This window comes from Fibrobacter sp. UWH6 (assembly GCF_900142465.1).
Classification (GTDB): domain Bacteria; phylum Fibrobacterota; class Fibrobacteria; order Fibrobacterales; family Fibrobacteraceae; genus Fibrobacter.
The window spans coordinates 42,771-68,941 of record NZ_FRAX01000010.1 but is presented as its reverse complement, the minus strand read 5'-3'; the positions used below and the strand labels follow the sequence as shown (position 1 = coordinate 68,941).

Annotated in this window: 24 protein-coding genes, 2 tRNA genes and 1 pseudogene; 11 read left to right on the top strand and 16 right to left on the bottom strand. The window is 50.4% G+C overall.

Translation table 11 applies throughout. The annotated features are described in order from the left end of the window. Positions 1-28: 28 nt before the first annotated feature. From BUB73_RS09800 to BUB73_RS09745, 12 genes are all read right to left on the bottom strand, one after another. Positions 29-2,575: an NHLP bacteriocin export ABC transporter permease/ATPase subunit gene (locus BUB73_RS09800; RefSeq protein WP_073285361.1), complete on the bottom strand. Its 2,547-nt coding sequence runs from the start codon at positions 2,573-2,575 to the stop codon at positions 29-31. Then, positions 2,576-4,714, bottom strand: a complete 2,139-nt coding sequence (locus tag BUB73_RS09795; protein ID WP_073285359.1) for an NHLP family bacteriocin export ABC transporter peptidase/permease/ATPase subunit — start codon at positions 4,712-4,714, stop codon at positions 2,576-2,578. Next, positions 4,714-5,223, bottom strand: a complete 510-nt coding sequence (locus BUB73_RS09790; protein WP_073285356.1) for a hypothetical protein — start codon at positions 5,221-5,223, stop codon at positions 4,714-4,716. Before BUB73_RS09790 ends, BUB73_RS09795 begins: the two co-directional genes overlap by 1 nt. Then, positions 5,224-5,400 (bottom strand): bacteriocin, encoded by a 177-nt coding sequence (locus tag BUB73_RS16930; RefSeq protein WP_139259175.1) that lies wholly within the window; start codon positions 5,398-5,400, stop codon positions 5,224-5,226. Positions 5,401-5,430: 30 nt separating this feature from the next. Then, a complete protein-coding gene (locus BUB73_RS09785; RefSeq protein WP_073158827.1) occupies positions 5,431-5,832 on the bottom strand; it encodes an ATP-binding protein in 402 nt (133 codons plus the stop codon). A 37-nt stretch (positions 5,833-5,869) separates the two neighbouring features. Next, positions 5,870-6,166 carry an STAS domain-containing protein gene (locus BUB73_RS09780; RefSeq protein ID WP_073158829.1) on the bottom strand — a complete coding sequence of 99 codons (297 nt, stop codon included), beginning with the start codon at positions 6,164-6,166 and terminating at the stop codon, positions 5,870-5,872. 126 nt (positions 6,167-6,292) lie between these two features. After that, positions 6,293-7,396: an SDR family oxidoreductase gene (locus BUB73_RS09775; protein WP_249269384.1), complete on the bottom strand. Its 1,104-nt coding sequence runs from the start codon at positions 7,394-7,396 to the stop codon at positions 6,293-6,295. Beyond that, a complete protein-coding gene (locus BUB73_RS09770; protein WP_073285353.1) occupies positions 7,393-7,947 on the bottom strand; it encodes an NUDIX hydrolase in 555 nt (184 codons plus the stop codon). Before BUB73_RS09770 ends, BUB73_RS09775 begins: the two co-directional genes overlap by 4 nt. 8 nt (positions 7,948-7,955) lie before the next feature. Next, entirely contained in the window at positions 7,956-8,870 is a 915-nt protein-coding gene (locus BUB73_RS09765) for an MBL fold metallo-hydrolase (RefSeq protein WP_073285350.1), read from the bottom strand. A gap of 182 nt (positions 8,871-9,052) precedes the next feature. Next, positions 9,053-10,270 carry an MFS transporter gene (locus tag BUB73_RS09760; RefSeq protein ID WP_073285347.1) on the bottom strand — a complete coding sequence of 406 codons (1,218 nt, stop codon included), beginning with the start codon at positions 10,268-10,270 and terminating at the stop codon, positions 9,053-9,055. Positions 10,271-10,367: 97 nt separating this feature from the next. Next, positions 10,368-11,528 (bottom strand): class I SAM-dependent RNA methyltransferase, encoded by a 1,161-nt coding sequence (locus BUB73_RS09755; protein WP_073158837.1) that lies wholly within the window; start codon positions 11,526-11,528, stop codon positions 10,368-10,370. 435 nt (positions 11,529-11,963) lie between these two features. Continuing rightward, a tRNA-Gly gene (locus BUB73_RS09745) sits at positions 11,964-12,035 on the bottom strand. Between the two features lie 123 nt (positions 12,036-12,158). Here BUB73_RS09745 and infC point away from each other — a divergent pair. From infC to rplT, 3 genes are read left to right on the top strand one after another with little or no spacing between them, the layout of a single operon-like run. Further along, positions 12,159-12,779 carry a translation initiation factor IF-3 gene (gene infC / locus BUB73_RS09740; protein WP_249269383.1) on the top strand — a complete coding sequence of 207 codons (621 nt, stop codon included), beginning with the start codon at positions 12,159-12,161 and terminating at the stop codon, positions 12,777-12,779. 23 nt (positions 12,780-12,802) lie between these two features. Continuing rightward, entirely contained in the window at positions 12,803-13,000 is a 198-nt protein-coding gene (rpmI, locus tag BUB73_RS09735; RefSeq protein WP_073158842.1) for a 50S ribosomal protein L35, read from the top strand. Positions 13,001-13,011: 11 nt separating this feature from the next. Next, entirely contained in the window at positions 13,012-13,362 is a 351-nt protein-coding gene (rplT, locus tag BUB73_RS09730; RefSeq protein ID WP_073158843.1) for a 50S ribosomal protein L20, read from the top strand. Positions 13,363-13,548: 186 nt separating this feature from the next. Here the strand turns inward: rplT and BUB73_RS09725 are convergent, their stop codons facing one another. The 4 genes from BUB73_RS09725 to BUB73_RS09710 form a co-directional block, all read right to left on the bottom strand. Beyond that, on the bottom strand, positions 13,549-14,673 hold the full coding sequence (locus tag BUB73_RS09725) for a GGDEF domain-containing protein (protein WP_158535439.1): 1,125 nt from the start codon (positions 14,671-14,673) through the stop codon (positions 13,549-13,551). 66 nt (positions 14,674-14,739) lie between these two features. Continuing rightward, entirely contained in the window at positions 14,740-16,011 is a 1,272-nt protein-coding gene (locus tag BUB73_RS09720) for a M16 family metallopeptidase (RefSeq protein WP_073285340.1), read from the bottom strand. Positions 16,012-16,016: 5 nt separating this feature from the next. After that, positions 16,017-16,868, bottom strand: coding sequence for a nuclease-related domain-containing protein (locus BUB73_RS09715; protein ID WP_083539731.1), 852 nt, complete (start codon positions 16,866-16,868; stop codon positions 16,017-16,019). Between the two features lie 47 nt (positions 16,869-16,915). Then, the gene (locus tag BUB73_RS09710; RefSeq protein ID WP_083539730.1) at positions 16,916-19,336 is read right to left on the bottom strand and encodes a DEAD/DEAH box helicase; all 2,421 of its coding nucleotides are present in this window, start codon (positions 19,334-19,336) and stop codon (positions 16,916-16,918) included. Between the two features lie 291 nt (positions 19,337-19,627). Here BUB73_RS09710 and rbsD point away from each other — a divergent pair, with 291 nt between their 5' ends. From rbsD to rbr, 8 genes and pseudogenes are all read left to right on the top strand, one after another. Further along, positions 19,628-20,026, top strand: a complete 399-nt coding sequence (rbsD, locus tag BUB73_RS09705; RefSeq protein WP_073285334.1) for a D-ribose pyranase — start codon at positions 19,628-19,630, stop codon at positions 20,024-20,026. Positions 20,027-20,046: 20 nt separating this feature from the next. Continuing rightward, on the top strand, positions 20,047-21,531 hold the full coding sequence (locus BUB73_RS09700; protein WP_073285331.1) for a sugar ABC transporter ATP-binding protein: 1,485 nt from the start codon (positions 20,047-20,049) through the stop codon (positions 21,529-21,531). After that, the gene (locus BUB73_RS09695; RefSeq protein ID WP_073285328.1) at positions 21,531-22,505 is read left to right on the top strand and encodes an ABC transporter permease; all 975 of its coding nucleotides are present in this window, start codon (positions 21,531-21,533) and stop codon (positions 22,503-22,505) included. Before BUB73_RS09700 ends, BUB73_RS09695 begins: the two co-directional genes overlap by 1 nt. Positions 22,506-22,518: 13 nt before the next feature. Continuing rightward, a pseudogene (locus BUB73_RS17995) lies at positions 22,519-23,427 on the top strand (substrate-binding domain-containing protein); the annotation flags it as partial. Continuing rightward, the gene (locus tag BUB73_RS17990; protein ID WP_346348710.1) at positions 23,422-24,294 is read left to right on the top strand and encodes a substrate-binding domain-containing protein; all 873 of its coding nucleotides are present in this window, start codon (positions 23,422-23,424) and stop codon (positions 24,292-24,294) included. The pseudogene BUB73_RS17995 and the gene BUB73_RS17990, both read left to right, overlap by 6 nt. A gap of 9 nt (positions 24,295-24,303) precedes the next feature. Continuing rightward, complete coding sequence (locus tag BUB73_RS09680) at positions 24,304-25,194, top strand: ribokinase (RefSeq protein WP_073285325.1); 891 nt, start codon at positions 24,304-24,306, stop codon at positions 25,192-25,194. A gap of 117 nt (positions 25,195-25,311) precedes the next feature. Further along, positions 25,312-25,396 (top strand) — tRNA-Ser (locus tag BUB73_RS09675). 175 nt (positions 25,397-25,571) lie between these two features. Continuing rightward, positions 25,572-26,111, top strand: coding sequence for a rubrerythrin (gene rbr / locus BUB73_RS09670; protein ID WP_073158858.1), 540 nt, complete (start codon positions 25,572-25,574; stop codon positions 26,109-26,111). Positions 26,112-26,171: the final 60 nt, after the last annotated feature.

Sequence of the window (26,171 nt, the reverse complement as noted above, 5' to 3'; positions counted from 1 at the left end):
AGAACCATTTTTGCAATATTTTTCAATATCATAAATTCTGTCTAGATGATAAATCGTAAAAGAAACCTTTCTTGCCCATAAGCTCTTCGTAGGATCCGGATTCAACAATTTCACCCTTGTTTACAACGATGATTCTGTCGCAGTGAATGACCGTGCTTAGGCGATGGGCTACGACAATCTTGGTGCATTTCATTTTTGAAAGGGTCTCGCCGACGATGGCCTGAGTTTGGTTGTCCAGGGCTGATGTCGCTTCGTCAAAGAATAGAACTTTGGGTTTGCCGACAATGGCTCTGGCAATTTGAATTCTTTGCTGTTGTCCACCCGAGATCGTAGAACAGCTTCCCGAAAGAACAGTATGAATGCCCATGGGCATTTCCTGGATGTCTTTTTCTAGGCCGACATTTTTAATTACTTCTTGAACTCGATCTAGAGTTGTCTTTGGATGGGCTACAGTAATGTTTTCAAAAATAGATCCTGAAATCAGCTTGTCATCTTGCAAGACCACACCAAAATATTTTCGAAGTTCCTTCTTGTCAATTTTGTCGATGTCGTTCTTGCTGTAATAAATTTTTCCAAGGGTAGGCTTCTCGAATCCAAGCAGTAATTTTAATAGGGTAGATTTTCCGCTACCGGAACTGCCAACGATGCCGATGTATTCCCCTTCCCTTATGTTGAGGTTGATATTTTTTAGTGTCGGGGTTTCGGCACCCGGGTAAGAAAAACTGACGTTGTTTACATCAATGTCGCCTGCGATTTTGCCTGGCAGTAGGGTATCGTCAGAAGTTTCGGGAAGTTCATCTAGAATGACTTTACATTCGTCAAACATGGGGATTGCCGTTACGGCAGAGAATGCCTCTACAAGGCAGAGGATGATGGCGTTGGAGAACAATCCGAATGCAGAAACGAATGCCAGGAACTGACCGGTGGACAACGTTTCTGTGTGGCTGGCCAGATAGAAAAAGCAGATGCTTTCAAAGATTTGGAGCGCGTTAATAAATATGTTGAACTTATTTTGCGTCCATTCCTGTTTCTGTTCCATTTTCTTCTGTTCTGCATAGAACTTCAGATATTCAAGAATGAAGCGGTTGCCGGCGTTTGCGATCCTGATGTTTGAAATGCCGTTGATAGCCTGGATCATCCAGCTGGAACCTTGATTTCCGCTTCTGATGATCATGCGCTCGACATCAATCTGCCGATGGCAAATGATAACCGCCACGACAGCGATAAGGACTGTCAATCCGACTCCTATGAGGGCCAGCGAGGAAGATATAGAAACCATCTGGCAGAAAAAGAAAACCGAGAAAATTCCGCCAAGGAGCGTTCTAAATAAACCGTTAGAAAGAAGACTGAAAATTCTAACTGGTTGCAGTGCCTTGATGGTCAATTCTCCGCTAGGGAATTTTTGAATGAAACTTTCGCTTAAAGAAAACAGTCGATCGAAAACGGCACTCTGTATGCTGATTTTCATCGTGTTGATGCTACGAAGCATGGCAAAATTTTTGACCAGGGCGAAGGCGGCGCTGCCTACGGCAAAAACAAGTACGACGAAACAAATTTGAATGAGTTCGTTCTTGTTCTGCAGGGGGATGACCTTATCGAAGATAATCTGGTTTAATGCCGGCAGGAACATGCCGATGCATGTGCATATGAGCGAGAGTAATGCGAATGTGAAAATGTCTCTTTTCTGGATGTCTTTCAATCCAAACAATATCAAGTCCCTTAAACCAATTTTCTTGTTGGGGAACGGTCTATAGAAAACAAATGCACTAGGTAAGATTTGCTGAGCGTTTGATTCCGTTACGGCAGAAATTTCACCTGTTGCCGGGTTGCATACTTTGTAGACTCCATGGCCGTAACACAGAAATGCCAAGGGCTCGCCGTCAGAGGAATATCCCAGGAAAGAACCGCAATCCTTTTTGAACCAGTCCGCTTCCAGAATGACCGGACGGAGGGTTACATGGCTTATTCGAGTTATGTCGTTCAGCTCAAAACGCTTGCCGCAGCTTTCATGAATACGGTCGATAGAAGCAATTGAAAAACCTTGGTGAATTCCCAAACTGTGAATCGCGTCGTAAAGGTTGTTGCCCGTGCGGCTCGACAGGAGTTTCTGATTTTCGCGCTTTTCGAAAAAGTCATAGATAATCTGGAAACTTTTTGCAGTGGTCTTGCGCTGTTCTTCGCTGGTGGCGTAAATGGCACCTTCTTCCTTGATGAGGTTCAGCCTGTATTTTTCTACAACCATTTCGTTGTAGGAATCTTCATCAAAGTATCTGATTCCGATTTTTTTTGCGAATGTGGCGTTGGCATTGGATATGTCTTCGGCGGATGCGGAGTTACCTTCGAGCTTTACGTGTTCAAGGGTAGAAATGCCAAAACTCCAGTGGCCAAGTAATTCGGAATCGATGCAGAAAGATGGGAACTGTTCGCCCGCAGAAAGTTCACAGAGGAGGATTCGTCGCCCTGCGGCATTTTCTTCAATTGGGACGATGTAGATAAGGGCAGACCCTTCTACCACGGTAAAAATGGTAGGCTCGCTAGTCAAATACAATTTGCCGCTCTGTAAAGAGATTTCCATTTACATGCTCCTTACTAGGGTTTGATAGGTTCCTTCTGCATTTACTAGTGATTCGTGGTTGCCCCTTTGAATGATTTTCCCGTGCTCCATGACCAGGATTTCATCGGCATCACGAATAGTGGAAAGTCTGTGGGCGACAATTAGACATGTACAGCCGCGTCGTTTGATATTGTCGAGAATCTTCTTTTCGGTAATGGGGTCGAGAGCGCTGGTGGCCTCATCCAGAATAAGGATGGTGGGATTCTTTACCAGGGCTCGTGCAATTTCAAGACGCTGACGTTCTCCACCCGAAATATTTGCTCCGCCTTCAGCCAGTTTGAAATCGTATGCGCCTGGCTTTGAGATAATCATGTCGTGGATGCAGGCGTCCTTGGCGGCTTGCAGAATGTCGCTTTCCTGCGTTGTAGAATTCCACATGGTCAAATTGTCGCGAATGGTTCCGTTGAAAAGGGAAATCTGCTGGCTTACAGTAGAGATACTTGCCGAAAGAACGTCTTGCGGAATCTTGCTGACAGGAATGTCGTCGCAAAGCATTTCGCCATTCCAGGGCGCGAATAGGCCGCTGACGATTTTTGAGACGGTTGACTTTCCGCTGCCCGATGAACCCACCAATGCAATGGACTGCCCACTGCTCAGTTTAAAACAGAAATCCTCCACAAGGGCTGGCTCCAAGGTGTTGTAACCGTAGGAAATGTTTCGCAACTCCAGACGTCCTGAAAGTTTTGTTTCCATATGGATCTTTTCGGTTTCCTTGAAGGTCTCGTCTTCGGGGTAGCTTTCTATGTCGTCAACTCGATTCAAGTCGGCCTTAAGGGTCTGGACTTGATTGTAGAAAGTCAGCAGGTCGTTCATGGGAGACATGAATGAGGCTAGAAGCGTTGATGAGGCGAGGAGTGTGCCTGCAGTCATGGATCCGTCAATAACAAATAGAGCGCCAATCATCAATACGAGAATGCTTGAAACGATTCCTGAAATTTCGGGAATTGTAGAAAGGGATTCCTGCTTCTTTTGCAGCTGATTTCCGACATTGGCCATTTTGGCGTAATGGCCTTGCAGTATACCCATGTAGCGCGCCTCGGCGCCAGAAGCCTTCAATGTACTGGTCAGTGAAATTCCTGCAGACAGGGAACCTGCCAATTTTCCAAAGTCCTGCTGGTAACGTTGAGCCAGGTTAGAAACGGATTTTGCCTGCAGTTTCATCATCAGGGAATTGAACAGGACGTTGACTAGCCCGATCAGGGCCAGCACCACGCTAAGCTTTGCGAGGATGATAAAATAGAACAGGGCTACGAAAACATTCAGGATGGTTTCTGCAAACTGGTTGTACAGGAAACTGTTTACGGATTCGTTATTGTCTATTCGGTTGGCGATGTCTGCCGAGTACCTCTGACTGAAGAATCCCATGGGCAGTCTGAACAGATGATTTATAAAGCTGTAGGTGGACAGGAGGCTCTTTTTGTTCCGCAAACGAATAAGAATTTTTTCCCTGTAATAGTTCAGTATCGAGCTGAATATCAAAGTGCAGAACATGGCGCCCAGCAAAAAGTGAAGCCATTGATTATTCTGGACCGCAAGAACCTGGTCCACAAAGAATGCAGAAAATGCTGGAATCAGTGCGCCAGGCAAAATCAGCAGAAGGCCCACTGCAATGAGGGAAAGCAATGATTTTTTTTCGCCTGCCAGACGTTTCTTCAGGAGGTCTATGAAACTTTTTTTGAGGGAGACCTTCTGAAAATTTTCGGTGGGGGTAAAGGTAAGTACGATTCCCGTGTAGCTTTCGTCTAACTCTTGCAAGGTGAGCTTGCGCTTGCCCATGGCGGGATCGTTTATGTATGCGAACTTTCCGCGGGTGCCCTCATAAACTACAAAGTGGTTGAAGTTCCAGTGAATAATGCAGGGGCCTTCTGTCTGAAGAAGACCTTCAAAACTACGCTTGTATCCCTTGGCCTCGAAATTGAATTTGCGGGCCGCCTTTAGAATGTTGCTCGCCTTACTGCCGTCTCGGGAAACTCCCGTCTCGATGCGCATCTGCTCTAGAGGAATGTGCAATCCGTAAAAGGCGGTAATCATGCAAAGCGAGGCCGCGCCGCATTCGGTGGCCTCCATTTGTAGCACTGTGGGCGTTTTGGCGACTGCCATTATTTTGCCCCGGAAATAAGAAATTCTATGGGGGCCACTTCCTTAGTGATGATTTCGGCTCTTGCGGAAGTACCCTTGAGCTTGTTGGCCTCTGTGGTCTGGATTTCCACTTGTGCGAAGACGGATGTGCTGGAGTTGCCTTCAACTTTTTTTCGGAGATTTTCTACAAGCTCTTCATCTGATGCGGTGTAGGGCTTGACTTGACGTACTGTTCCGTTCAGCAGTTGTAACTGGGTGGAAATGATCGCCTTTTGACCGGCCTTGATGTCGTAGCTTTCGTTTACGGGAATAAAGCAGACCAGGGTAGATTCGTCGGAATCAAGAAAGACTCCCTCGGCAGTAATGCTTTGGGGGAGCGTTCCTAAAAATGACCAGAGGGCCACGCAGAATACAATAACAAAACCGCCCACGATCGCTATCCAGGATGATGGCGAAATTGCCACGATCATCTTGTCTAGCTGTTCGGGGGAGGATATTTTTTCTAGAGCTGTTTTTCTAAAAAGAGACATTTAGAATCTGTCAATTCCAGGAAGGCTTTTCTTTAGCTGGTCAATGGCTGCCTTGGCTGCCTTTACGGCGTCATCAACGAATGTTCCTGCGCCGATGGTGTTTGCTGCGTTGCCTCCGGAAACCTGATCCAGTTCGTCTTCGGAGATTTCCTGATTGATTTTTTCGTTGGTGCTCATAATATTTCTCCTTATACGTTGGCTATTGTATTAAATGGCGATTGTCATGGTCAAGACGTTTGACTCCTGAACCCTTTCGTAAGAAACGGAATTCATCATCTTCTTAACCATGAAAATTCCAAGGCCTCCAATTTCCCGTTCTTCGGCGCTGGCTGTTGTGTCAGGTTCCTTTACCTCGGTAAGAGGATTAAAGGCCTTGCCGTTGTCGCGGAGAGACATGGTTACCATGCCATTTTCCTTGCTGCAAGTGATTTCCAGCTCTGTTGCGCCGCTATAGAAAACGACGTTGCTCACAACTTCGTCTGCACAAATGGAGAGCTTTGTAGAAATCTTCATTCCTATGTCATTGTTTTCTGCCCAAAGGGATACGAATTCCTGGACGTCAGAAAGACTTTCCTTTTGAACAGGAAACGTTTTTTTCTCGCTAGCCATGTTGAGCCTTCCTTCAGACTATATGATATAGCTTTCTTTAGGCAATGTCCAGGATGTCGACGAAACCGGTCAGTTCAAACACTTCCTTAACGTTGTCGCTGACATTGATGAGTTTCTGGCTGCCGCAACCATTCATCTTTTTCTGAATCTTGAGCAGGACGCGGAGACCGGAAGAGGAAATGTATTCGACTTTGGCAAAATCCACAATGAGATTCTTGGTTTCGTTGGAAGCGGCTTCCATTTCGGTTTCAAAAGCGGGGGCGTTTGCGGTATCCAGGAATCCTTCCGGTGCAAGAACGATTGAGTCTTCTTTTTGAATCTTATTAATAACCATTGTTTGCATCCTTCTTAATGTTGATTTCACTGTATTGGTACAGGAAGTCTTATAAGGGAAATATAAACAAAAACAAACAAACTGGTTTAGAAAGCACGAAAAAACTGATTTTTGACGAAAAATGCCCTAAAAGTCCAATTTTTCACCAATGACCAAAAGTCTATAAATGGCTTCTTCGCTGCCGACTCGGTGCTTGTCGGGGCAGTTTCTGCCAAAAGTCTTGTGCCAATCCCTGCCTGTGGGAACTATGGCGTCGTCAAAAGGCCAGGGGCGGATAAAGCCTTCTGGAAGAAGACTGTAAAGTTTGCTGCTGTCGATGTCCAGGTCGCCTACGCGCGGGGGCATGGGTCCTGCATCAATTCGGGGACAACCATGAAGCAGTTCTTCGGGGTAACCTCCGATGGCGTTGACCAACTGGCCTGCGTTATAAAGGGTGACTCGGCGGGGGCCGCCACAGTTGTAAATCCCTGCAGGGAATTCGTGTTCCAGAATGTACTGCACCACGCGACACATGTCGTTTCCGTAGATGGGTCTGCGGTATTCGTCGGTATAGAGGGTGGCAGGGCGACCCGGTCTAAAACGGTAGCTGATCCAGTCGATGGCTCCAGCGCAACCGCCGGGGGCGTAATCCATAGGCAGTGGCACGCGAAGCATTACGGCATCGGGCTTGATCCGCTGGATTTCGATTTCTGCTTCCAGCTGGTGTTTGCCGTAATTGTGGATAGGATCCTTGGGCGCGTCGTCTTTGTAGGGGCGGAGTTGGGCAGTTTCTTCGCTGCCACTCCAGACCATGTCCGTTGAAATTCTTACGAAGGTGCAGTTGTAATCGGCGGCCAGCTGGGCGGCATCTACACCCTGTTCGCAGTTCAGCAGATGGCTTCGGGGGGTGTCGCATTCGCAGGCCTTTAGGGCGCAGTTTCCACTGGCGTCAATGACCGTCTTGAACTGATGCTTTTCGAAAAGGCGGGTGAGGCTTGCGGTATCTTCGGCGTCGATGGCTACTACATCGGATCCAAAAACGCAGGGATGCTTGATGGGCCGGATGCCGATTAGTGGTGCCGCTGCATCAGGGTGACGGGGGGCCGGATGGATTGTTCCGCTGGTGCCGTCGCTTTCGTCGGTACCGCCAAAAAGTTTGTTGAAGTGCCTGAAAAGGGCGTAGCCCGGAACACCGTTCAAACCGAGAACGAGAATGGGTAACTGCAGTTTTCGTGAGGCGAGTTCGATCACTTCTGGCTCAGTTTCCACTTGAGGTAACCCGCCATCTGCAGCGGGTGATTGAATGTTTCGTCAAGCATTTTGGCCTGCAGTTCTTCGTCAGAAAATTCGGAGGATTCTATTTCTTCGGTTTCGTCGAAGTGGGTTTCGCCTGCTCGGATTACGCCGTCGATGAATACCACATGGAACTTTCCACGGTGACGATCCGGGTTCACCGGATATGAACCCAGGTATAAAGGCACTTGCTTATTAGCTGCGCTGGTGACTCCGTAACCGCATTCTTCCTGCAGCTCGCGGAGGGCGGCTTCTTCGGGAGTTTCATTCTTGTCGATGATTCCCGCAGGAAATTCCAATGCGATTTTTCCTGTGCCGTGGCGGTACTGTTCTGTCATGACCCACTTACCGTCTGCGGTACGTGCCAGAATCAAAACCCAATCGGGCTGCCACAATGTGTAGAAATCGTCGATGACTTTTCCGTTAGGCAGTTCGCATTTTTCCTTGGCCACTTTTAGCCAGGGTGCGTTTACCAGGTATTCCGTATCAAGAAGTTTCCAGGGTTTCATCGTGAACCTTACTTTGCAAATCCCGGCGGGGGAAGGTGCATGCCGGCCATGGTCAGGTTGTTCTGCTTGGCGTAGGCGAGAATTCGCTTGCGGGCTTCGATGGACTTTTCCTTGTCCATGTCGTAATTGGAATTGATTTCGGGATGGTCCTTCTGCAAAGCGTAACCGTGCATCAGGTCACCGATAATCAGCAAGTCGGATTTCTGGAAAACGGTGTGGCCGGGCGTGTGACCCACGGCGTCCATGGCGATGACGTTGTGGGGCAGAGTGTCGCCAAAGGCGAAGAGCTTGAGGCTGTCGCTGTATGTGTTCAGAATGCCGACGGCAAGACCGTTGTCCTTGATGTCGTTGAACCAGGCGTCCTTTTCAACTTGGCCCACATAGACGGCGGCGTTCTTGAAGACTTTTTCAAAACCGGTGTCGGTCTTGTTCACGAGACCGTTGATGTGGTCCACGTGCAAGTGGGTCAGGTAAATCTTGGTGATGGAATCGGGGCTGATGTTCAGTTCTTGCAAGTGGTTCAGCATCTGTCCGCCGAATGCTCCCAGACCTGCGTCGAAGAGGACGTATTTCCCTTGGGACTTCAGGAGGTAAGTGCTAACCGTGGCGGGAATGCCGTTAGGGAGATTCAAACTGTTGTAGAGAGAATCGCTGGCATCGCTGAACAGGTCGCGAGGGTTCAGCTTTTCGCCTGCGTTGTCCTGGATCCAGGTGACTGTGGAGCCGTCTGCCAATGTGATGGTCTTGGTCACGGCACGAGCTTCCGGGGCCGTTGTGTTTTCTTTTGCTACGGAAGTTTCTGCGGATTCTGTTGCTTTGACTTCGGAAGTGTTTTCAGACTTCACTTCCTGCTTGTTGCAAGCGGTGAATGCAAAAGCCAAGGCGAGCGCCGACAAGGAAATTTTTAAAAGACGATTTTTCATAAAAGAACCCTAGACTATAGATATCAGATTATGAGATATAAGATATGAAAAAATAGGTATGAGGTACGAGGTGTGAGCTCGGAGCCTGCGGCTCCTTTCAGCGGAGAGTTTTGAGCCTTGAGCGATGAGCCAGATAATCGCGCCAGAGTCGCCTTACTTTAACACACAACTCATATCTCCCTTTAACCTTTCTCCTTGCTCATTTCCCTTGTGTAGTATTTGCTGGTGTAGCTTAGGTACATGATGTCGGCGACGATTAGCGCGGCGCTGCATGCCAGGAATACTTGCTGGTGCATCCCGAAATGCTGTGCCATGGATCCACCTGTTAGAATGCCTGCCCCGATTCCAATATCCCAGGCGCTCAGGTATGTGCTATTGGCTGTACCTCGTTGATCGTGTCTTGCCAGGTTGACGCACATAGTCTGATATCCCGGAAAAATAAGTCCCAGGCTTGTACCAATCATCAAGGCCGATGCAAAGAACAGCAAGGTCGTTCCACCGGGAATCATTGGTCCCAAGGTGCCGCAGAAGGAAAGCAGTAAGTAGGCCGCCACGTTCAAGGTCATGCCCATGCCCACCAGGCGGGTAAGCCATCCTTTGTCAATCAGGCGACCGGTAAGAACGCGGTTTATAATGAGGCCGGCTGCAATCAGGGCGTAGAACCAGCCGCTTCCGCCGATGCCTTGTTCCTTTGCATAAAGAGCGATGTAGTTGGTGACGGGACCGTAGGCGAATCCTACGAAAATGAAATTCAGGAATTGAGGAAAGGCGCGGGTCAAGAAAAAGCGGTCCAGGGAAAGGGGCGGACGTTTTACCTTGGGGCGAGGCTTTACGGGAAGCGTCTTTACCAGGATGAGGCCTATTACGCAAAGGGCCACTGAAATGGCGAAAACCACGTTGCTTCCGAGACCTTCGTAAAGGAACATGCCGGTCATGGGACCTGTGGCAAAAGCCAGGTTCACGCTAATGCCGAAGTAGCCGATGCCTTCACCGCGGCGGCTGCTAGGAAGTGCGTCAATGGCGACGGTGTTACTTGCCGTGGTAGAAATTCCGAAGAACACGCCGTGCATGAAACGGACCACTGCAAGCAGGGGCAAAAGTCCCAGAGCCCAGTAGCCCACAAAGCACAAGGTGAATGCAAAGAAAGTCCAGAAATACAGCGGCTTGCGATTGAGGCTATCTACCAGGAAGCCCGCGAAGGGCCTACAGCAGAGGGCGCCGATAGTGTACAGCGAAATGATGATTCCTGCGGTAGAATTGTCCGTCTGGAATTTTTCAAAGATGTACAACGGCAGAACCGGCAACAGCTGGTAAAAGCTGAAGAATAGAAGAAAGTTGGCTGCGGAACACGTTACAAATGGGCGCGTCCAAAGAGCTGGTTTCTGTTCATTATCCGTCATTTTTCGCGCATCACTTTTTTATTGTTCAACTGAACCGTCAGCAACAGCCCACAACCCACCGTCAACCGTCTACTGTCTACTTCCTACTAACCACTAACTACTTCTTCTCCAGCATCACGATAGTTTCGAGATGGGGAGTTCCCGGGAACAAGTCCAGGGGCTGCACTTCGCGGACGCGGTAGCCGTAACGTTCCCATTCCTTGAGGGCGGCGGGGATTTCGTCGGTGCCGCAGAAAACGTGGCACACGCGGATGGGCTTACGCATGGCGAGAGCGTGAATGACGCCCGGTTCGCAACCCTTGCGGGGCGGGTCCAGCAGAATCTTTTCCGGTTCACCGGGCACAACGCGGGGCAGGCGCAACTGCACGAAATCTTCGTCGATCTTGCCTGCGATAAACTTGTAGTTCTTCTTCAGGTAGCGGGCGCTGGCCTTGGCGGTTTCGATGGAAGGACCTTCCCATTCGACGCCCAGCACAGACTTGGCGGCTTCGCCCAGGGCGAAACTGAACAGACCGTAGCCGCAGTACAAATCCAGGAACTTGTCTTCCTTGGTAAGGCTCAGCATTCGGCTGGCGGCCTTGATCAAGTTGTGGATCTGGCTTTCGTTAATCTGGCTGAATCCGGTGACAGGGTACTTCAGGCTGAAATGACCTAGGTTCAGAGCCAGCTCGCGGGGTCCGTAAAGCTGCTTGAAATTCAGACCTTCCGTGGGGCGCTTGGCTTCCAGATAGTAGTCGGATTCCGTGGTGTCTACATAGGCGTGGGCGGCGGTTACATTCAGTTCGCTCTTCTGCAGCACTTCGGAAATCTGCTTCAGTTTGCGGACGATGGTGGCGTCGATTTTCTTGATGTTAAAAATGACCACGCGGTAGCGGTAAGTACCACGGATGATAATCCAGTTCAAGGCATAGGCCAGGGGCTTGTAAGCCGGAGTGATCAGCTTTTCGAAAAGCAGGTCGTAAATCTTGTTGTGTTCTTCCGGTTCCAGCATGGATTCCTGGCGGTCGAACTGCAGGTTGCCCGGGACCATGGCCACGCGTCGCTTACTGGTGGTGCGGTAACCGCGGGGCATGGGGCTTGCGATGACGTTCTGCGGATTGCCTGCCAGACGGTTCACGTCCCAGAATTCCTTGATGGCCTGATTCTTGATTTTCAGTTCGTCCTTGTAGTCGAACATGGCCAAAGATTCGCCGTGGGCGGAATCGGCTTCGCGGGTGTAATTGGGGACGCAGTTTGCAATAGCCTGCTCAAAAAACATAGGTGCCTCCGTGGCGGCAAAATTTTACAAGTGCAAATGTAGAAAAACGGCGTTGGATTACAATATTTTGGACGTTTGAAAATGTTTCTTGCTTCCGGTTACTAGCTAATCTTCGGGTAAATGCTGGATTGGATAGTAGTTTTTATGGAAAAGATCCAGATAAAGAGATACCTTTACTAACCAAGCTCCCTGAAAAATGGAATTTGGTTAGTAAAATGGTTGTGGACAAAGTAATTTTTACTAACTAAACGCCGATGACTAGAGGGTCTGGTTAGTAACCATCGCCAAATGGACCCAAAACATCCATCGAGGAGGGGGTTGGGGGAGGGTGCTAAGATCGGGTTCGTCCAGCAAAAAAGTCCCCCTCCTTTGAGGAGGGGGTTGGGGGAGGGTGCTAAAAAAGGTCCCTTCCAGAGGAAGGGGCCTTTTTGTAAAAGCGGCGGACCGGGATCGAACCGGCAACCATTAGCTTGGAAGGCTAAAGCTCTACCATTGAGCTACCGCCGCAATTTGTGCTCAATTATACAAAAAAACACCCGATTTTAAAGGGGTAAATAAAAAAGTATTGTAATTTTTCAAAAAAAATGTTAAATTTACGCCACTTAAACAATTTACCTGAGGTAGCTTAACTTGGCTTTACAACCCCCCCGTGGCCGTCAGATGCCCAACCGTCAGAGCGACGGCACCCGCATCAACGAAGACATCCGTATTTCCCCCATCCGTCTTGTGAAGGAAGAAGGCGAAGCCATCATCATCGAAACCCACAAGGCTTTGCAGATGGCTAAGGACGCCGGTCTGGACCTGGTGGAAGTGTCTCCCAATGCTAAGCCCCCCGTATGCAAGATCATCAACTACGGTAAGTACAAGTTCGAGCAGGTCAAGAAGGCTAAGGCCGCCAAGGCCAAGCAGCATGTGGTGAAGCTGAAAGAAATCAAGATGCACCCCAAGACCGCCGAAAACGACTACCAGTACCGCATCAAGCAGGCAGGTGAATTCCTTCAGGATGGCATGAAGGTGAAGCTTATCATGCAGTTCCGCGGTCGCGAAATGGCCCATATGGATTATGGCAAGCGTCTCATGGAACGTGCAAAAGAAGACTTGGCCGCCTTTGGCGACCTTGAAATGGACTCTAGAGTCGAAGGCAATACTATGCTTTCTATCTATGGTCCTAAGCGTGGTGCCGCTGCCGCCAAAAAGCAGCAGGATGCACCGAAGCCCGTAACCGAGCCCATGGCAGCAGGTGAGGCTTAACTTAATAACCTAACGAGGTAAAAATGCCTAAGATGAAAACTCACAGCGGTTCCAAGAAGCGCTTCCGCCTGACCGGCTCCGGCCACGTCAAGTTCAAGCGCGCTGGTATGCGCCACATTCAAACCAAGATGACCACTAAGCGTAAGCGTAACCTGCGTAAGGGCGCTCTCATTAAGAAGGTCGACATGTATCACGTCAAGCGTCTGCTTGTAGTAGCATAAGGAGTGTAAGAATGCCCCGCGCAAAATCCAGAGTTCCTTCCCGCGAACGCCGCAAAAATATCCTCAAAGCCGCTAAGGGCTTCTACGGTCGTCGCAAGTCCAACATTCGCCTTGCTATTGACGCAGTTGCTCACGCCGGTCAGTATGCCTACGCACACCGCCGCGACAAGAAGGGTGACTTCCGCTCTCTGTGGATCACTCGTCTGAACGCTGCAGTTCGTGAATACGGCATCAGCTATAGCCAGTTCATTTACAAGCTCTCCAAGGCTAACATCAAGATGAACCGTAAGGTTCTCGCTGATATGGCAGTTGCAGATCCTGCATCCTTCGCCAAGGTCGTGGACGCTGTTAAGGCTGCATAATTTAGACGCAAGTCTAAATTCGCTCTAGCATCATCTAGCGAGAAATTTACCCCGCTCTCCGGAGTGGGGTATTTTTTTGTGTAGTCTGCCCCGGCCGGGCCGTACTTTGTCTGGCGCACACGGCGGACGTACTTTGAATGAACGTACTTTGTCTGAAGTACCTGGCAGACGTTCTTTCTTAATGTACTATCTCAGTCTGCGGTCATTTTCTGAGTGAACCGCATAATAGGCCTTCTTGTTTTCGTACATCTCTCGGTCGATGGTGTTGATGAACTCGTCCATCGTTCCCTTTTTCAGATCGAGCAGTCCCTTTCCGATGGAGGTGGAGAGTTTGAAGGGGGCCTTGGAATTGTTGTTGAACTTTTCGATGCGGTAATGGATTTCGCGGATGAGGCCGTCTGCCTTTTCTTGGTCCGCCGTGTTCAACAGCACGATAAATTCGTCGCCGGCATAGCGGATGGCGACCCCTTCGTCGTGGATGGTCCTCTGGAGGATGTCGGCCATGGCGATCAGGGCGCGGTCGCCAACGGAATGGCCGAAGTCGTCGTTGATCTTCTTGAAGGAGTTCAGGTCCAGCATCAGACCGGTCATGACGGTTCTACGTTTTCGTGAGAAGACGTTCATGTGGCGGTCCAGGTACACGCGGTTGTATAGGCCCGTCAGTCGGTCGCGGAAGATGAGTTCGTTCTGCAGGCTAGAGAAGATGCCGGCAATAGAAACGGCCAAGCCTGCCGAAATGGTGGAAATGCCGTAGAACAGGGTCTGGGCAAAAGTGCCAATCATCAGCGGGAAGAAATACACCCAGATGGGGAAGTACTTCAGGATACCGTTACGCCTGCGGCTCCAGAAGTAGACCACGATGCTGTCCATGGTGATGCCGTAGTCGATAACGGTGTAAATCCAATAGCCCCACATTCTGTGGTAGTGGTTGTTGCCATCGATGGAAAAAATGAACGGGCAGAAAAAGTTGATGAGTACGCCCAACGTTCCAAGCCCCACGACGGTTTTCAGAATCTTGGAGTGAATCCTTGATACGCCTCCACAAATGTGTTGCGAAAGGAAGACGAACCACAGGGTAGAGCAATACATGTTGGATCCGTAGAGCCAACCGTTGCCATAGATGTTGATGAATTTTGCGAGGGCTCCGGGGCGACCTTCCGATGTGAAAACAATGGGGTCGATAAGGCAATTCAGGAATCCGAGGATCAGCATGACCAGGAGAGACGTGTTCTCCAGATTCTTGCGGGGAAGCTTCCAGACGTTACCTGCGGCAACAACGGCCAGAAGTACTGCACCGAAGATGTTAACCACATATATGCACGACAGGGTTGAATCCATACATTTTTAATATAGATTCTTGTGGGGCGTTTTGAGGGCCTAGAAAAAATCTGTTGTGATTTCTGACTTCTTCTTGCTCTTGGGTTCGACCACGGCGGCGGAGTATTTGGCGTTTGCGAACAGGTCGTTTGTGAGGCCCGTCACATCTTCGGCGGTCAAATCCCGGATGATCTTTTCGGAGTGTTCCATGGTGTGGAATTCGCCCAGGTGCAGAATCTGTTCCGCCATGCGGATGGCTCGCTTTTCGGGATTGTCTGCACCCAAGTGCATGCCGCCCAAAATGTTGGCTTTTGTCCGTTCCAGTTCGTCTTTCATGAAGCCTTGCTTTAGGAATTTTTTCGTTTCCTTGACGCTCAATTCCAGGGCCAATTTCAACTGCTTTGGTTCTGTTGCCAGGGCCACTCCCCAGTCCACGCAGTCGCGGTAGATGTCGGCGGTGGAATAGACGGAATAGGCAAGGCCCTTGTCTTCGCGGATCTTCTGGAAAAGTCTGCTGGCCATGCCTGCGCCCATGGCCACATTAAAAATGGAAAGGGCGCAGCGACCCTTTTCGTCCATGCGGCTCTTGTCGAAACTCATGCCCCAGAAAAGATTGGACTGGGTGATGTCCTGCTTCTGCACCACCTTTACGCTCTGGTTGGATTTGTAGATGTTGGCGGGTGCGATCCCGCCGGATTTCTTGCGGGCGAATTTCTGCAGGCAGAGTTCCACTAATGCGTCGTGGTTCACCTTGCCTGCGGCGCAGACGTAAATGGGCAATTCATTAATGACTTGGTCGCGATAAGCCAGCATCTGCTTGTGGGTCAGTTCCTTGACTTCCTTGACGGTGCCGGTAATGGAGTGGGCGATACCGCAACCCTTAAAATGGATGGCATTAAAAACGTCGCCTACAAGTTCTTCGGGAATGTCATCGTAGCTGTGGACTTCCTCGATGATGACTTTCCGTTCCTTTTCCATTTCCTTCTTTTCGAAGCGGGGATTCATGAGCATGTCGGCGATGACGTCGATGGCGAGAGCCAAGTCGCCACTTTCTACGTTGGCGTAAAAGCCGGTTTCCTGGCGAGTGGTGTAGGCTTCCAGATTTCCGCCGCGGTCTTCGATGGCACGGGCGATTTCAAGGGCGGTACGATTTTCGGTACCCTTAAAAACCAGATGTTCATAAAAATGACTCAAACCAAATTCGCCCTTGGCTTCGTGTCGGCTGCCCCGGGGGAACCAGGCGCCAACGGTTACGGAATAGGCATGGGGCATGTAGTCGGTCATGACCACAACGCCGTTAGAAAGCTTTGTCTCTTTGATAATCTGCTTCATATAAATTAGCGGTGTTTTGACTGGATGTAGGCCCTGTGTTCTGCCTTGGTCTTTTCGTTTGCCATGGCGCAGGGTTTCAGTTTCCAGTATAGGCTTTCAAGCTGTTCTGTTTCGAGAATTGTCTTTTGGTTCTTTATGATGTTAGACAGCTTTTTTTGCAATTGAAAAATATGGAGGATGATCCAGTTTACGTCTAGTGAAGAACCGCTAACCTTTGGGGAGGTTGGGATTCCCTTGAGAACGCAGCGGTCGCTGAAGACGATGGCTGAAAAGACGGGAAGCTCGTCAACGTTCAGATCGCTTTTGGAAAAGTTCTCTTTCAGAAAATGTCGGAGGGCGCGGATGTGTCCGGCGTTTTGCTGGATGGGGTTGTGGAAGGTGTGGGTGGTGCGGGCGTTCAGGCGCTGGTGCCAACGTTCCTCTTCCAGAGTGCCGGTAATTTCACCGGAGATGTTCTTGGTTTCTAGCACGTAGATGCCGGACTGGTGCAAGAGCAGGGCGTCGATTTCGGTGGTACCGCCGTGGCTTGGAATGTACAGGTTTTTCATCAGCACGAATTTGCGTCCGTCGTCGTTGCAAATGCTGGTCAGTGTCTTGAAAGTGGCCGCTTCGCCGTAGACTCCGTCGGGATCATTTTCCAACTGTTCCTTCTGGAAGTCCTTGAAAGTCTTGCGGCGACCATCATTATGGAACTGCCCTGGTTTAGGCTTGGCTGCCTTTGTCTTGAAAAATACGAAGGCCAAAAGCAAAATGATGGCGAGCAATGTAACGATGGTGGAAGTCATGGCGAAAGTATAAGAAAAATGTTCCGCTAAAATTTTTACAGAATGGTTTATGCAAACGAAAACGGCTCGCATTTAGCGAGCCGTTTAAAATCGCGTTGGTTGATTGCGAACTTGCCGTATTAATGTCTTCCGAAGCGGCGGGTCTTGCGGAAGGGCTTGTCGCCGAAGTCGCGTTCGTCATGGTCCTTGCGGAAAGGCTTTTCGCCGAACTTTTCACGACGGCGTTCTTCGCGGTTGCCTGCAAACTTGCGGTCTCCGCGTTCGCCGTGATCGACACCGAAACCGCGACCTTCACGTTCCTTGCGGAATCCGCCACGGCGTTCTTCACGATTGCCTCGGCCAAAACCGCCGCGGCCTTCACGGTGGAAGCTGCGTCCTTCGCGGGGGCGAGTTCCCGGAGCGGGGCCGGTAGGAGGTTCGTCTGTCATCAGACGGAAGCGGGCGTCGTTTCCGCGGATGGTGATGCCTGCCAGAATGTCAAGAACTTCCTGGCTAGTGTCTTCGGGCAGTTCAACGGTGCTGAACTTGTCGAAGAGCTTGATGCGGCCGATGATGGAGCTGCTGATGTTTGCTTCGCCGGCGATGGCGCCTACGATGTCGCGGGGGGTAACGTGGTCGATGCGGCCCACGCCCATGTAGTAACGCAGGTAACCTTCTTCAACGCCGTTATTGCCTTCCTTACGTTCCTTGCGCAGGCGCTGCTTTTCTTCGCCGTTCATGCCTACGCCAAAGTCGTCACGTTCGCGGCGGGCCTTTTCACGGCGTGCTTCGCGGGGAGCGTCCAGGGGCTGCAATTCCGGGAACAGGGGCTGCTTCTTCTGGTACATCTTGATGATGGCGGCGGCTACGTCTTCGGCGGTGATTTCGGTAACGGATCCATCTTCGTTTTCAACGCCGTTGGTCTTATTGCAGCCGGCTGCTACCATTTCCTGGACCAAAGTCTTGAACTTGTCCAGTTCGCCGTAGCTCAAGACGCTGTTCACCTTTTCCTTGAAGGCGGCCACGCGCTTCTGGCTGATGATTTCGCCGGTGGGCATTTCCATCACGTCGATGGGCTGGCGGGTGGCCCGTTCGATAATCTTCAGCATGCGCTTTTCGCGGGGAGTGATGAAGAGGATGGCGTCGCCGCTACGGCCTGCTCGACCTGTACGTCCAATGCGGTGTACGTAGGATTCCGTGTCGAAAGGAATGTCGTAGTTCACCACCAGGGAAATGCGGTCCACGTCGATACCGCGGGCGGCCACGTCGGTAGCCACCACGATATCCAGCTTGCCCATCTTTAAACGGTTGATGGTGCGTTCGCGCATGGACTGGGCCAAGTCGCCATTCAGCGGGGCGACGGTAAAGCCGCGGCTTTCCAGCTTTTCGGCCACTTCGGTGGTGTTCTGCTTGGTGCGCACAAAGATCAGCACGCCGTCAAATTCTTCGCCTTCCAGGACGCGGGCCAAGGCTTCGACCTTGTGCTCGTTCTTTACCATCAGGTAACGCTGGCGGATGTTTTCAACGGTGGTGGTCTTGCTTTCGATGCAAGCCTCATCGTATTCGCCCAGGTACTTGTCGATAATGGCCTTCACCTTCTTGGGCATGGTGGCGCTAAAGAGGGCGCGCTGTGCGCTTGCGGGAATTTCCTTCAGGATGGTTTCGACATCTTCTTCGAAACCCATGTCCAGCATTTCGTCAGCTTCGTCCAGGACGATAGCCTTCACGCCGCCCAGGGTGATGGTGCCGCGCTTGATATGGTCAATAAGACGACCCGGAGTGGCAACGATGATGTTGGCCTGGCGCTTGAGGGCGCGGATCTGCACGGCGATATCCTGACCACCGTAAACGGGAACCACATGGACCTTGGGCAGGTTTACGGAATACTGCTGGATGGCTTCGGCGACCTGGATGGCCAATTCGCGGGTAGGAGTCAGCACCAGCATAGAGGTTTCGTGACCGTTGAATTCCAGGCGGGAAAGCAGGGGCAGGGAGAAGGCGGCTGTCTTACCGGTACCTGTCTGTGCCGTACCCAGGAGGTTTCCGCCCTGAAGCAGTGCGGGAATAGCCTTCACCTGAATGGGGGAGGGGGTCACATAGTTCATGGCCTTGATGGCGTCCAGAACGGCGGGAGCCAAGTCCAGGTCCTCGAAAGTGACCAGTGCTTCGTCACCTTCGGTTTCGTCGCTCAGTTCTTCGTCTTCGTCCTCTGTGGAATCGTTTTTGTCTGCGGAATCATTTTCGTCTGCGGATTCTTCGACGGTTTCGATGTTTTCTTCTTGCTCTTGTTCCGTAGTTTGCTGTTCTTCGTCGACGAATTCAATAGATTCACCAACATTTGCCTTGGCTTCTGCGCCAGCCTTTACGATGTTGCAATCATCATCGATGACGATTCCATCGGGATTCAATGCCAAAAAAGCGGCTTCGTCAGCTTCGTCTTCGTCGGCCCCACCAGCAATGGATGCCAAAAAGGCATCGGCTTCGCGGGCAATCTTGGATTTGGAGTCAATAGTTTCTTCGGGGATGCGATCTTCCGCACCCTGCTTTTCAGGATTCTTCATAAATCACCTTCGGGGACCCGTAAACTTCATCTGCGGCCCATGCCGCGTCATCTCGTCGCTGTAAAGCGTTTAAAATAAGCCCCGAAGTGCACTCGCACTCAAAAAACCTGAAGTTCGTTAGGTCACCTAACTCAAATGTGGGCACAAAGGTAGAAATGTGTATCGGAAAATCAAAGGTTATAAAAAGCACATATTCCAATATGGAATATATTCGGGTCTTGCTTTCTGCCCCTTTGTGTAATATTAAAATAAGTTAGAAACAAAACGTAAAAGGAAAGAAGGGATCAATTAATGAAGCGAAATGGAATTTTAAACAGTGAAATTTCCCGAGTTTTAGGGTATTTGGGCCATACGGACTGCATTTGCATTGGCGACTGTGGCCTGCCCATTCCCGACGAAACGGAGCGCATCGACCTTGCGCTTGCGTTCGGAATCCCCACCTTTATGCAGACCTTGACCGAAGTGGTGAAGGATATGAAGGTGGAAAAGATTGTCTTGGCCGAAGAAATCAAGACCCAGAATCCCCAGGTTGAGGGTCTGGTGCTGCAACTGTTAAAGGGTGTTGAAGTGGAATATGTACCTCATACGGAACTGAAGGCACGCACCCAGACTTGCAAGGCTGTAATTAGAACTGGGGAAACTACTCCTTATGCCAACATAATTTTGCAATCCGGGTGCATTTTCGCCTGATAGGAGGATCGTAATACTCTATGCATGTTGAAATGAAAGGCATTAACAAGTCTTTTGGAAGCAACCAGGTATTGAAGGATGCCGGCTTCTTCCTGAAAGACGGTGAAATCCACGCCTTGATGGGTGAAAACGGGGCCGGAAAGTCGACCTTGATGAAGATCCTGACGGGCGTGTATACCCGCGATTCCGGTACCGTGATTGTGGATGGCAAGGAAGTGACCTACCACAGTCCCAAGGAAGCCGAAGAGGCGGGTATCGTTTTTATTTATCAGGAATTGAACGTTCTGTTTGACCTGACGGTTGAAGAAAACCTGTTCATGGGTCGCGAAATTACCAAGCGCTTTGGTGTCTGCGACAAGAAGGCCATGCGCGCTAAGGCCCAGGAAATCATGGACCGCATGGGTGTCCATATTCCCGTGGATGCGGTCATGAGCGACTTGTCTGTGGGCCAGCAGCAGATGGTGGAAATCTGTAAGGCCCTTATGGTGGACGCCAAGGTCCTGATTATGGATGAACCTACCGCCGCATTGACCCAGAGCGAAACTGAAGTCCTGTTTGAGGTCATCAATTCCCTGCGCAAGAAGGGCGTCTCTATCGTCTACGTTTCTCACCGCATGGAAGAAATCTTTGAATTGTGCGACCGTATCACCATCCTCCGCGATGGTACCTATATCGATACCAAGTACATCAAGGATATCACCATGGATGACGTGGTGAAGATGATGATCGGCCGTGAAATCGGTGAACGTTTCCCCAAGCGCGATAACGCCATCGGCGGTGAAGTGCTCCGCGTGGAAGGCCTTACTCATGAAAAGCTGTTCCGCGACGTAAGCTTTAATGTCCGTGCCGGCGAAGTGCTTGGCGTGTCGGGCCTTATGGGTGCTGGCCGTACCGAGATTATGCATGCCGTTTTCGGCAATATGCCTACGGTAGCAGGCAAGGTCTTTATCAACGGTAAGGAAGTATTCATTCGCAATCCGCGTCAGGCTATTGAAGCGGGTATCGGCTTTATTACTGAAGACCGTAAGACCGAAGGCCTGCTGCTGGAAAAGAGCATTGCTGAAAACATCGAACTGACCAACTTGGGAATCGTTTCCAAGAAGGGTGTTCTGGATGCTGCCAAGCAGTCCAGCCTTGTGAAGCGCGGTATCGAGGAATTCCGCATCCGCTGTTTCGGCCCTCAGCATGAGTGCGGTAACTTGAGCGGTGGTAACCAGCAGAAGGTGGTTCTTGCCAAGTGGATTTATACGGACCCCAAGATTCTCATTCTGGATGAACCCACTCGCGGCGTGGATATCGGCGCCAAGAAGGAAATTTACAACGTAATCAATGATATGGCCGCCAAGGGCGTCGCCGTTATCATGGTGTCCTCTGAATTGCCCGAAGTTCTGGGCATGAGTGACCGCATTATGGTGGTTCACGAAGGACATGTGACTGGCATTATTAATGGTGCCGATGCGGATCAGGAAAAAATTATGACTCTTGCTACAGGAGGTAAAATCTAATGAAAAAGGAAAATAAGAATCTAGGTGCTTTTTTATCGGAATATGGCGTTTTTATTGCGCTAGCTATTCTGGTGGTGGTCATTAGTGCCATTAGTCCGGAATTCCGCCAGCCGGGTAACTTCCTGAACTTGTTGCGTCAGGCTTCCTTTAACGGCTTGATTGCCTTCGGTATGACCTGTGTCATTCTCAGTGGAGGTATCGACCTTTCTGTGGGTTCTACCTTTGCCTTGAGCGCCATTGTCTGTGCCGAAATGATTGGCCATGGCGTACCTGTCATTGTTGCGGTTCCCGTAGCATTGCTGGTGGGTGTGGCTCTCGGCTTGATTAGTGGTCTTTTGGTGACCAAGGGTCGTTTGCAACCGTTCATTGCAACCCTTATTACCATGACGGCTTATCGTGGCCTCGCCATGATCCTTACCGATGGTAAGCCCATTTCCCGCCTGGCAGAAAGTTCTGGTGATAGCCTTTTGTTCAAGGCTCTGGGTAAGGGTAATGTGGTCTGCGATTTCTTGCCGGCTATTAAAATTCCTATTCCTATCTTGATCCTGTTGGCCTCCTTTGGAATCTTCTATTTCTTGCTGAAGCATACCACTTTCGGTCGCCGCCTTTACGCTACCGGTTCTAACGCCAAGTGCGCCGCACTTTCTGGCGTGAACATCGATCGCGTGAAGATGAGTGTCTATGGTATTTCCGGTTTCCTCAGCGCATTGGCCGGTCTGATCATGATTAGCCGTGTGGACTCCGCACAGCCCATTATGGGTAGCGGTTATGAACTGGATGCCATCGCTGCTGTTGCCCTTGGCGGTACCAGTATGAATGGCGGCCGCGGAAGAATTACCGGTACAATTGCAGGTGTTCTGATCATTGCTGTTTTGAACAACGGTTTGAACATCTTGGGTGTCACTTCCTACTATCAGAACGTGATCAAGGCTGTAGTGATCTTGGTTGCTGTGCTTGCTGATCGTAAGAGATAAGGAGATTTGAATCATGAAAAGAATTTTTGCTTTACTTTTCGCTTCTTTTGTGTCTGTGATGATGGCCGCATGTTCTATTGTCATTGACGGTGAAGAAAAGACTACTGCCCAGAAGGTTGATTCCAAGGGCGCAATCGGCTTGTCTGTTTCTACTCTGAACAATCCTTTCTTCGTGACTCTTGTGGAAGGCGCCAAGAAGGCTGCCGTGGAACTGAATGTCAACATTACTGTGGTGGATGCTGGTGATAATGTTTCTAAGCAGGTGAGCGACATCGAAGACTTGGTCAGTAAGAATGTCAGCATCCTGATTGTGAACGCTGTGGATTCCGACGCCTTGACTGGTGCTGTAAAGGCAGCCAAGTCCAAGGGCGTGAAGGTCATTAGCGTTGACCGTGCCATCAACGGCGTGGAAGTGGATTGCCAGATTGCTTCTGATAACGTTGCCGGTGCTGAACTTGCAACCCAATATATCGTAGACAAGCTTGGCGAAGGTGTTGTGACTGCAGAACTGCAGGGCACCATGGGTTCTTCCGCTGCTATTGATCGCGGTAAGGGTTTCCACAACATTGCCGATGCAAAGTTGAATGTGGTCGCATCCCAGACTGCAAACTTTAACCGTACCGAAGGCATGAGCGTTATGGAAAATATGCTCCAGGCCAACGGCAACATTGCTGCCGTATTCGCTGCCAATGACGAAATGGCTCTGGGTGCTGTTGAAGCTAGCAGCGGTGCAGGCAAGAAGGTGATGGTGGTTGGCTTTGATGCAACTGACGATGCTGTAGAAGCTATCAAGGCTGGCCGCATGGCTGCAACCATCGCTCAGCAGCCTGGCCTGATTGGTGAAACTGCTGTTCGCGCTGCAGTGGATCTGAACAATGGCAAGTCCATCGAAAAGAACATTCCGGTGAAGGTCACCTTGGTTACTGCTGAAAATGCAGACAAGTTGAATGCTGATAAGCCCAGCTTCAGCGGTACCATCGGTCTGTCTGTTTCTACTCTGAACAATCCCTTCTTCGTTACTCTGGTTGAAGGAGCCAAGAAGACTGCTGCTGAATTGAAGCTTGCCCTCACTGTGGTTGACGCTGGTGACAATGTTTCCAAGCAGGTTAGCGACATTGAAGATTTGATCAGCAAGAACGTTAGCATCCTTATCGTGAACGCTGTGGATTCCGATGCTCTGACCGGTGCCGTAAAGGTGGCCAAGTCCAAGGGTGTAAAGGTCATTAGCGTGGACCGCGCCATCAACGGTGTGGAAGTGGATTGCCAGATTGCATCCGATAACGTTGCCGGTGCAGAATTGGCTACCCAGTACATCGTAGACAAGCTGGGTGAAGGCGTTATTACCGCTGAACTTCAGGGTACTCTGGGTTCCTCTGCCGCTATCGATCGCGGTAAGGGTTTCCACAACATTGCCGATAAGAAACTTAAAGTGGCTGCCTCTCAGACCGCAAACTTCAACCGTACCGAAGGCATGAGCGTCATGGAAAATATGCTCCAGGCTAATGGCAAGATTGCTGCAGTCTTTGCCGCTAACGACGAAATGGCTCTGGGTGCCGTAGAAGCTAGCAGCGGTGCAGGCAAGAAGGTGATGGTCGTTGGCTTTGATGCAACCGACGACGCTGTTGAAGCCATTAAGGCTGGCCGTATGGCTGCAACCATCGCTCAGCAGCCCGCACTGATTGGCGAAACTGCTGTCCGTACTGCCATGGACATCGCCAACGGCAAGGTTGTAGAAAAGAACATCCCGGTGAAGGTCACTTTGGTCACTGCTGAAAATGCAGGTAAGTAGGAAGGTATCATGAAAGTTCTAAATATCGGATCCATGAACCTTGACCACGTCTATAGCGTGGACCACATTATCTTGCCGGGCGAAACTGAAGCTACCGGAGCCGTCAAGCATTACTTGGGCGGCAAGGGTATGAATCAGTCTGTTGCTCTTGCTAAGGCTGGCGTTGAAGTTTATCAGGGCGGTATGATTGGTGAAGATGGTCAGCCCTTCCTGGACGCTTGTAAAGAGTATGGTGTTCACGGGGAATTCATTGCTAAAGTCGATGATCAAACTGGCCATACCATCATCCAGATTGACAAGAACGCCCAGAACAGTATCTTGCTGTATGGTGGTGCAAACCAGCGTCTGACTCAGGAATATGTGGATGGCGTTCTCGGCCACTTTGCTGCCGGCGACATTCTGTTGCTGCAGAACGAAGTGAACCTTTTGCCCTACATCGTGGACAAGGCTTACGAAAAGGGAATGCAGATCGCCTTGAATCCGTCCCCATTCAACGAAAAGCTGGATGCGGTGGATATGACCAAGATCAGCATCTTCTTGCTGAACGAGGTGGAAGGCAATCAGGTGACCGGCAAGACGGACCCGGATGAAATTCTGGCTGAAATGCGCAAGCGTTTCCCCAAGGCCCGCATTGTGCTTACCTTGGGCAAGGACGGCGCGGTATATAGCGACGGCGAAGAAAAGGTGTTCCAGCCCATCTTCCCCGTGAAGGCAGTGGATACTACCGCTGCAGGCGATACTTTTACCGGCTATTTCCTGGCAGGTCTCGCAGAAGGCATGCCCATTGCTCAGGCTCTCCGCGTGAGCGCCCGCGCTTCCGCCATTGCAGTAAGCCGCCCCGGTGCCGTACCCTCGATCCCCTTGCGAAAGGAAGTGGAGGAAGCTCTGGCCAACGGCTGATGATGTAGCTAATTGGACCTGCACTAAGGGTTGAATGGACCGCCGCTAAAAACGGCCACCTGTAAAGGAGCCTTAATAGACAAAGCAGAGAAATTATACTACATTGCGCCTTACGTCGGAGAGATGTCAGAGTGGTCGATTGAGCCGGCCTCGAAAACCGGAGTCTGTAACAGGACCGAGGGTTCGAATCCCTCTCTCTCCTTTGAATAAAAGACGCCCCCAGGTGGGGCGTCTTTTATTCTATAGACGATCGGGAGTCGAGCCCTCGATTAAGAGGGTTCGCTTGACTTCGCGAGAGCCGTAGGCGAACTGTTCTTTCTAAAAAAAACATTGTATATTGTTTCAGTAACGTTTTAACCTCAATTCAAGGAGACACGATGGCTAATAAGTACGCTGGTACCCAGACCGAAAAGAACCTCGAAGCTGCATTTGCAGGCGAATCCCAGGCTCGTAACAAGTACACTTACTTTGCATCCCGCGCAAAGAAGGATGGTTTCGAACAGATCGCAGCGCTGTTCCTGAAGACTGCAGAAAACGAAAAGGAACATGCCAAGATGTGGTTCAAGGAATTGGGCGGCATCGGTGACACCGCAGAAAACCTGAAGGCTGCTGCCGACGGTGAAAACTACGAATGGACCGACATGTACGAAGAATTCGCAAAGACTGCTGAAGCTGAAGGTTTCGCCGCCCTTGCAAAGAAGTTCCGCCTGGTAGCAGCTATTGAAAAGCATCATGAAGAACGCTACCGCGCACTTCTCAAGAATGTGGAAACTTCCGCCGTGTTCGAAAAGAGCGAAGTCAAGGTTTGGGAATGCCGCAACTGCGGTCATATTGTCGTGGGTACCAAGGCTCCCGAAGTCTGCCCCACTTGCGCTCACCCCCAGTCCTACTTCGAAGTCAACGCTGAGAACTATTAAGAGCCGAGCGTCGCAGAAAAAAGAAAGAATCCGGTGGGGTTCTTTCTTTTTTTGTTGGGA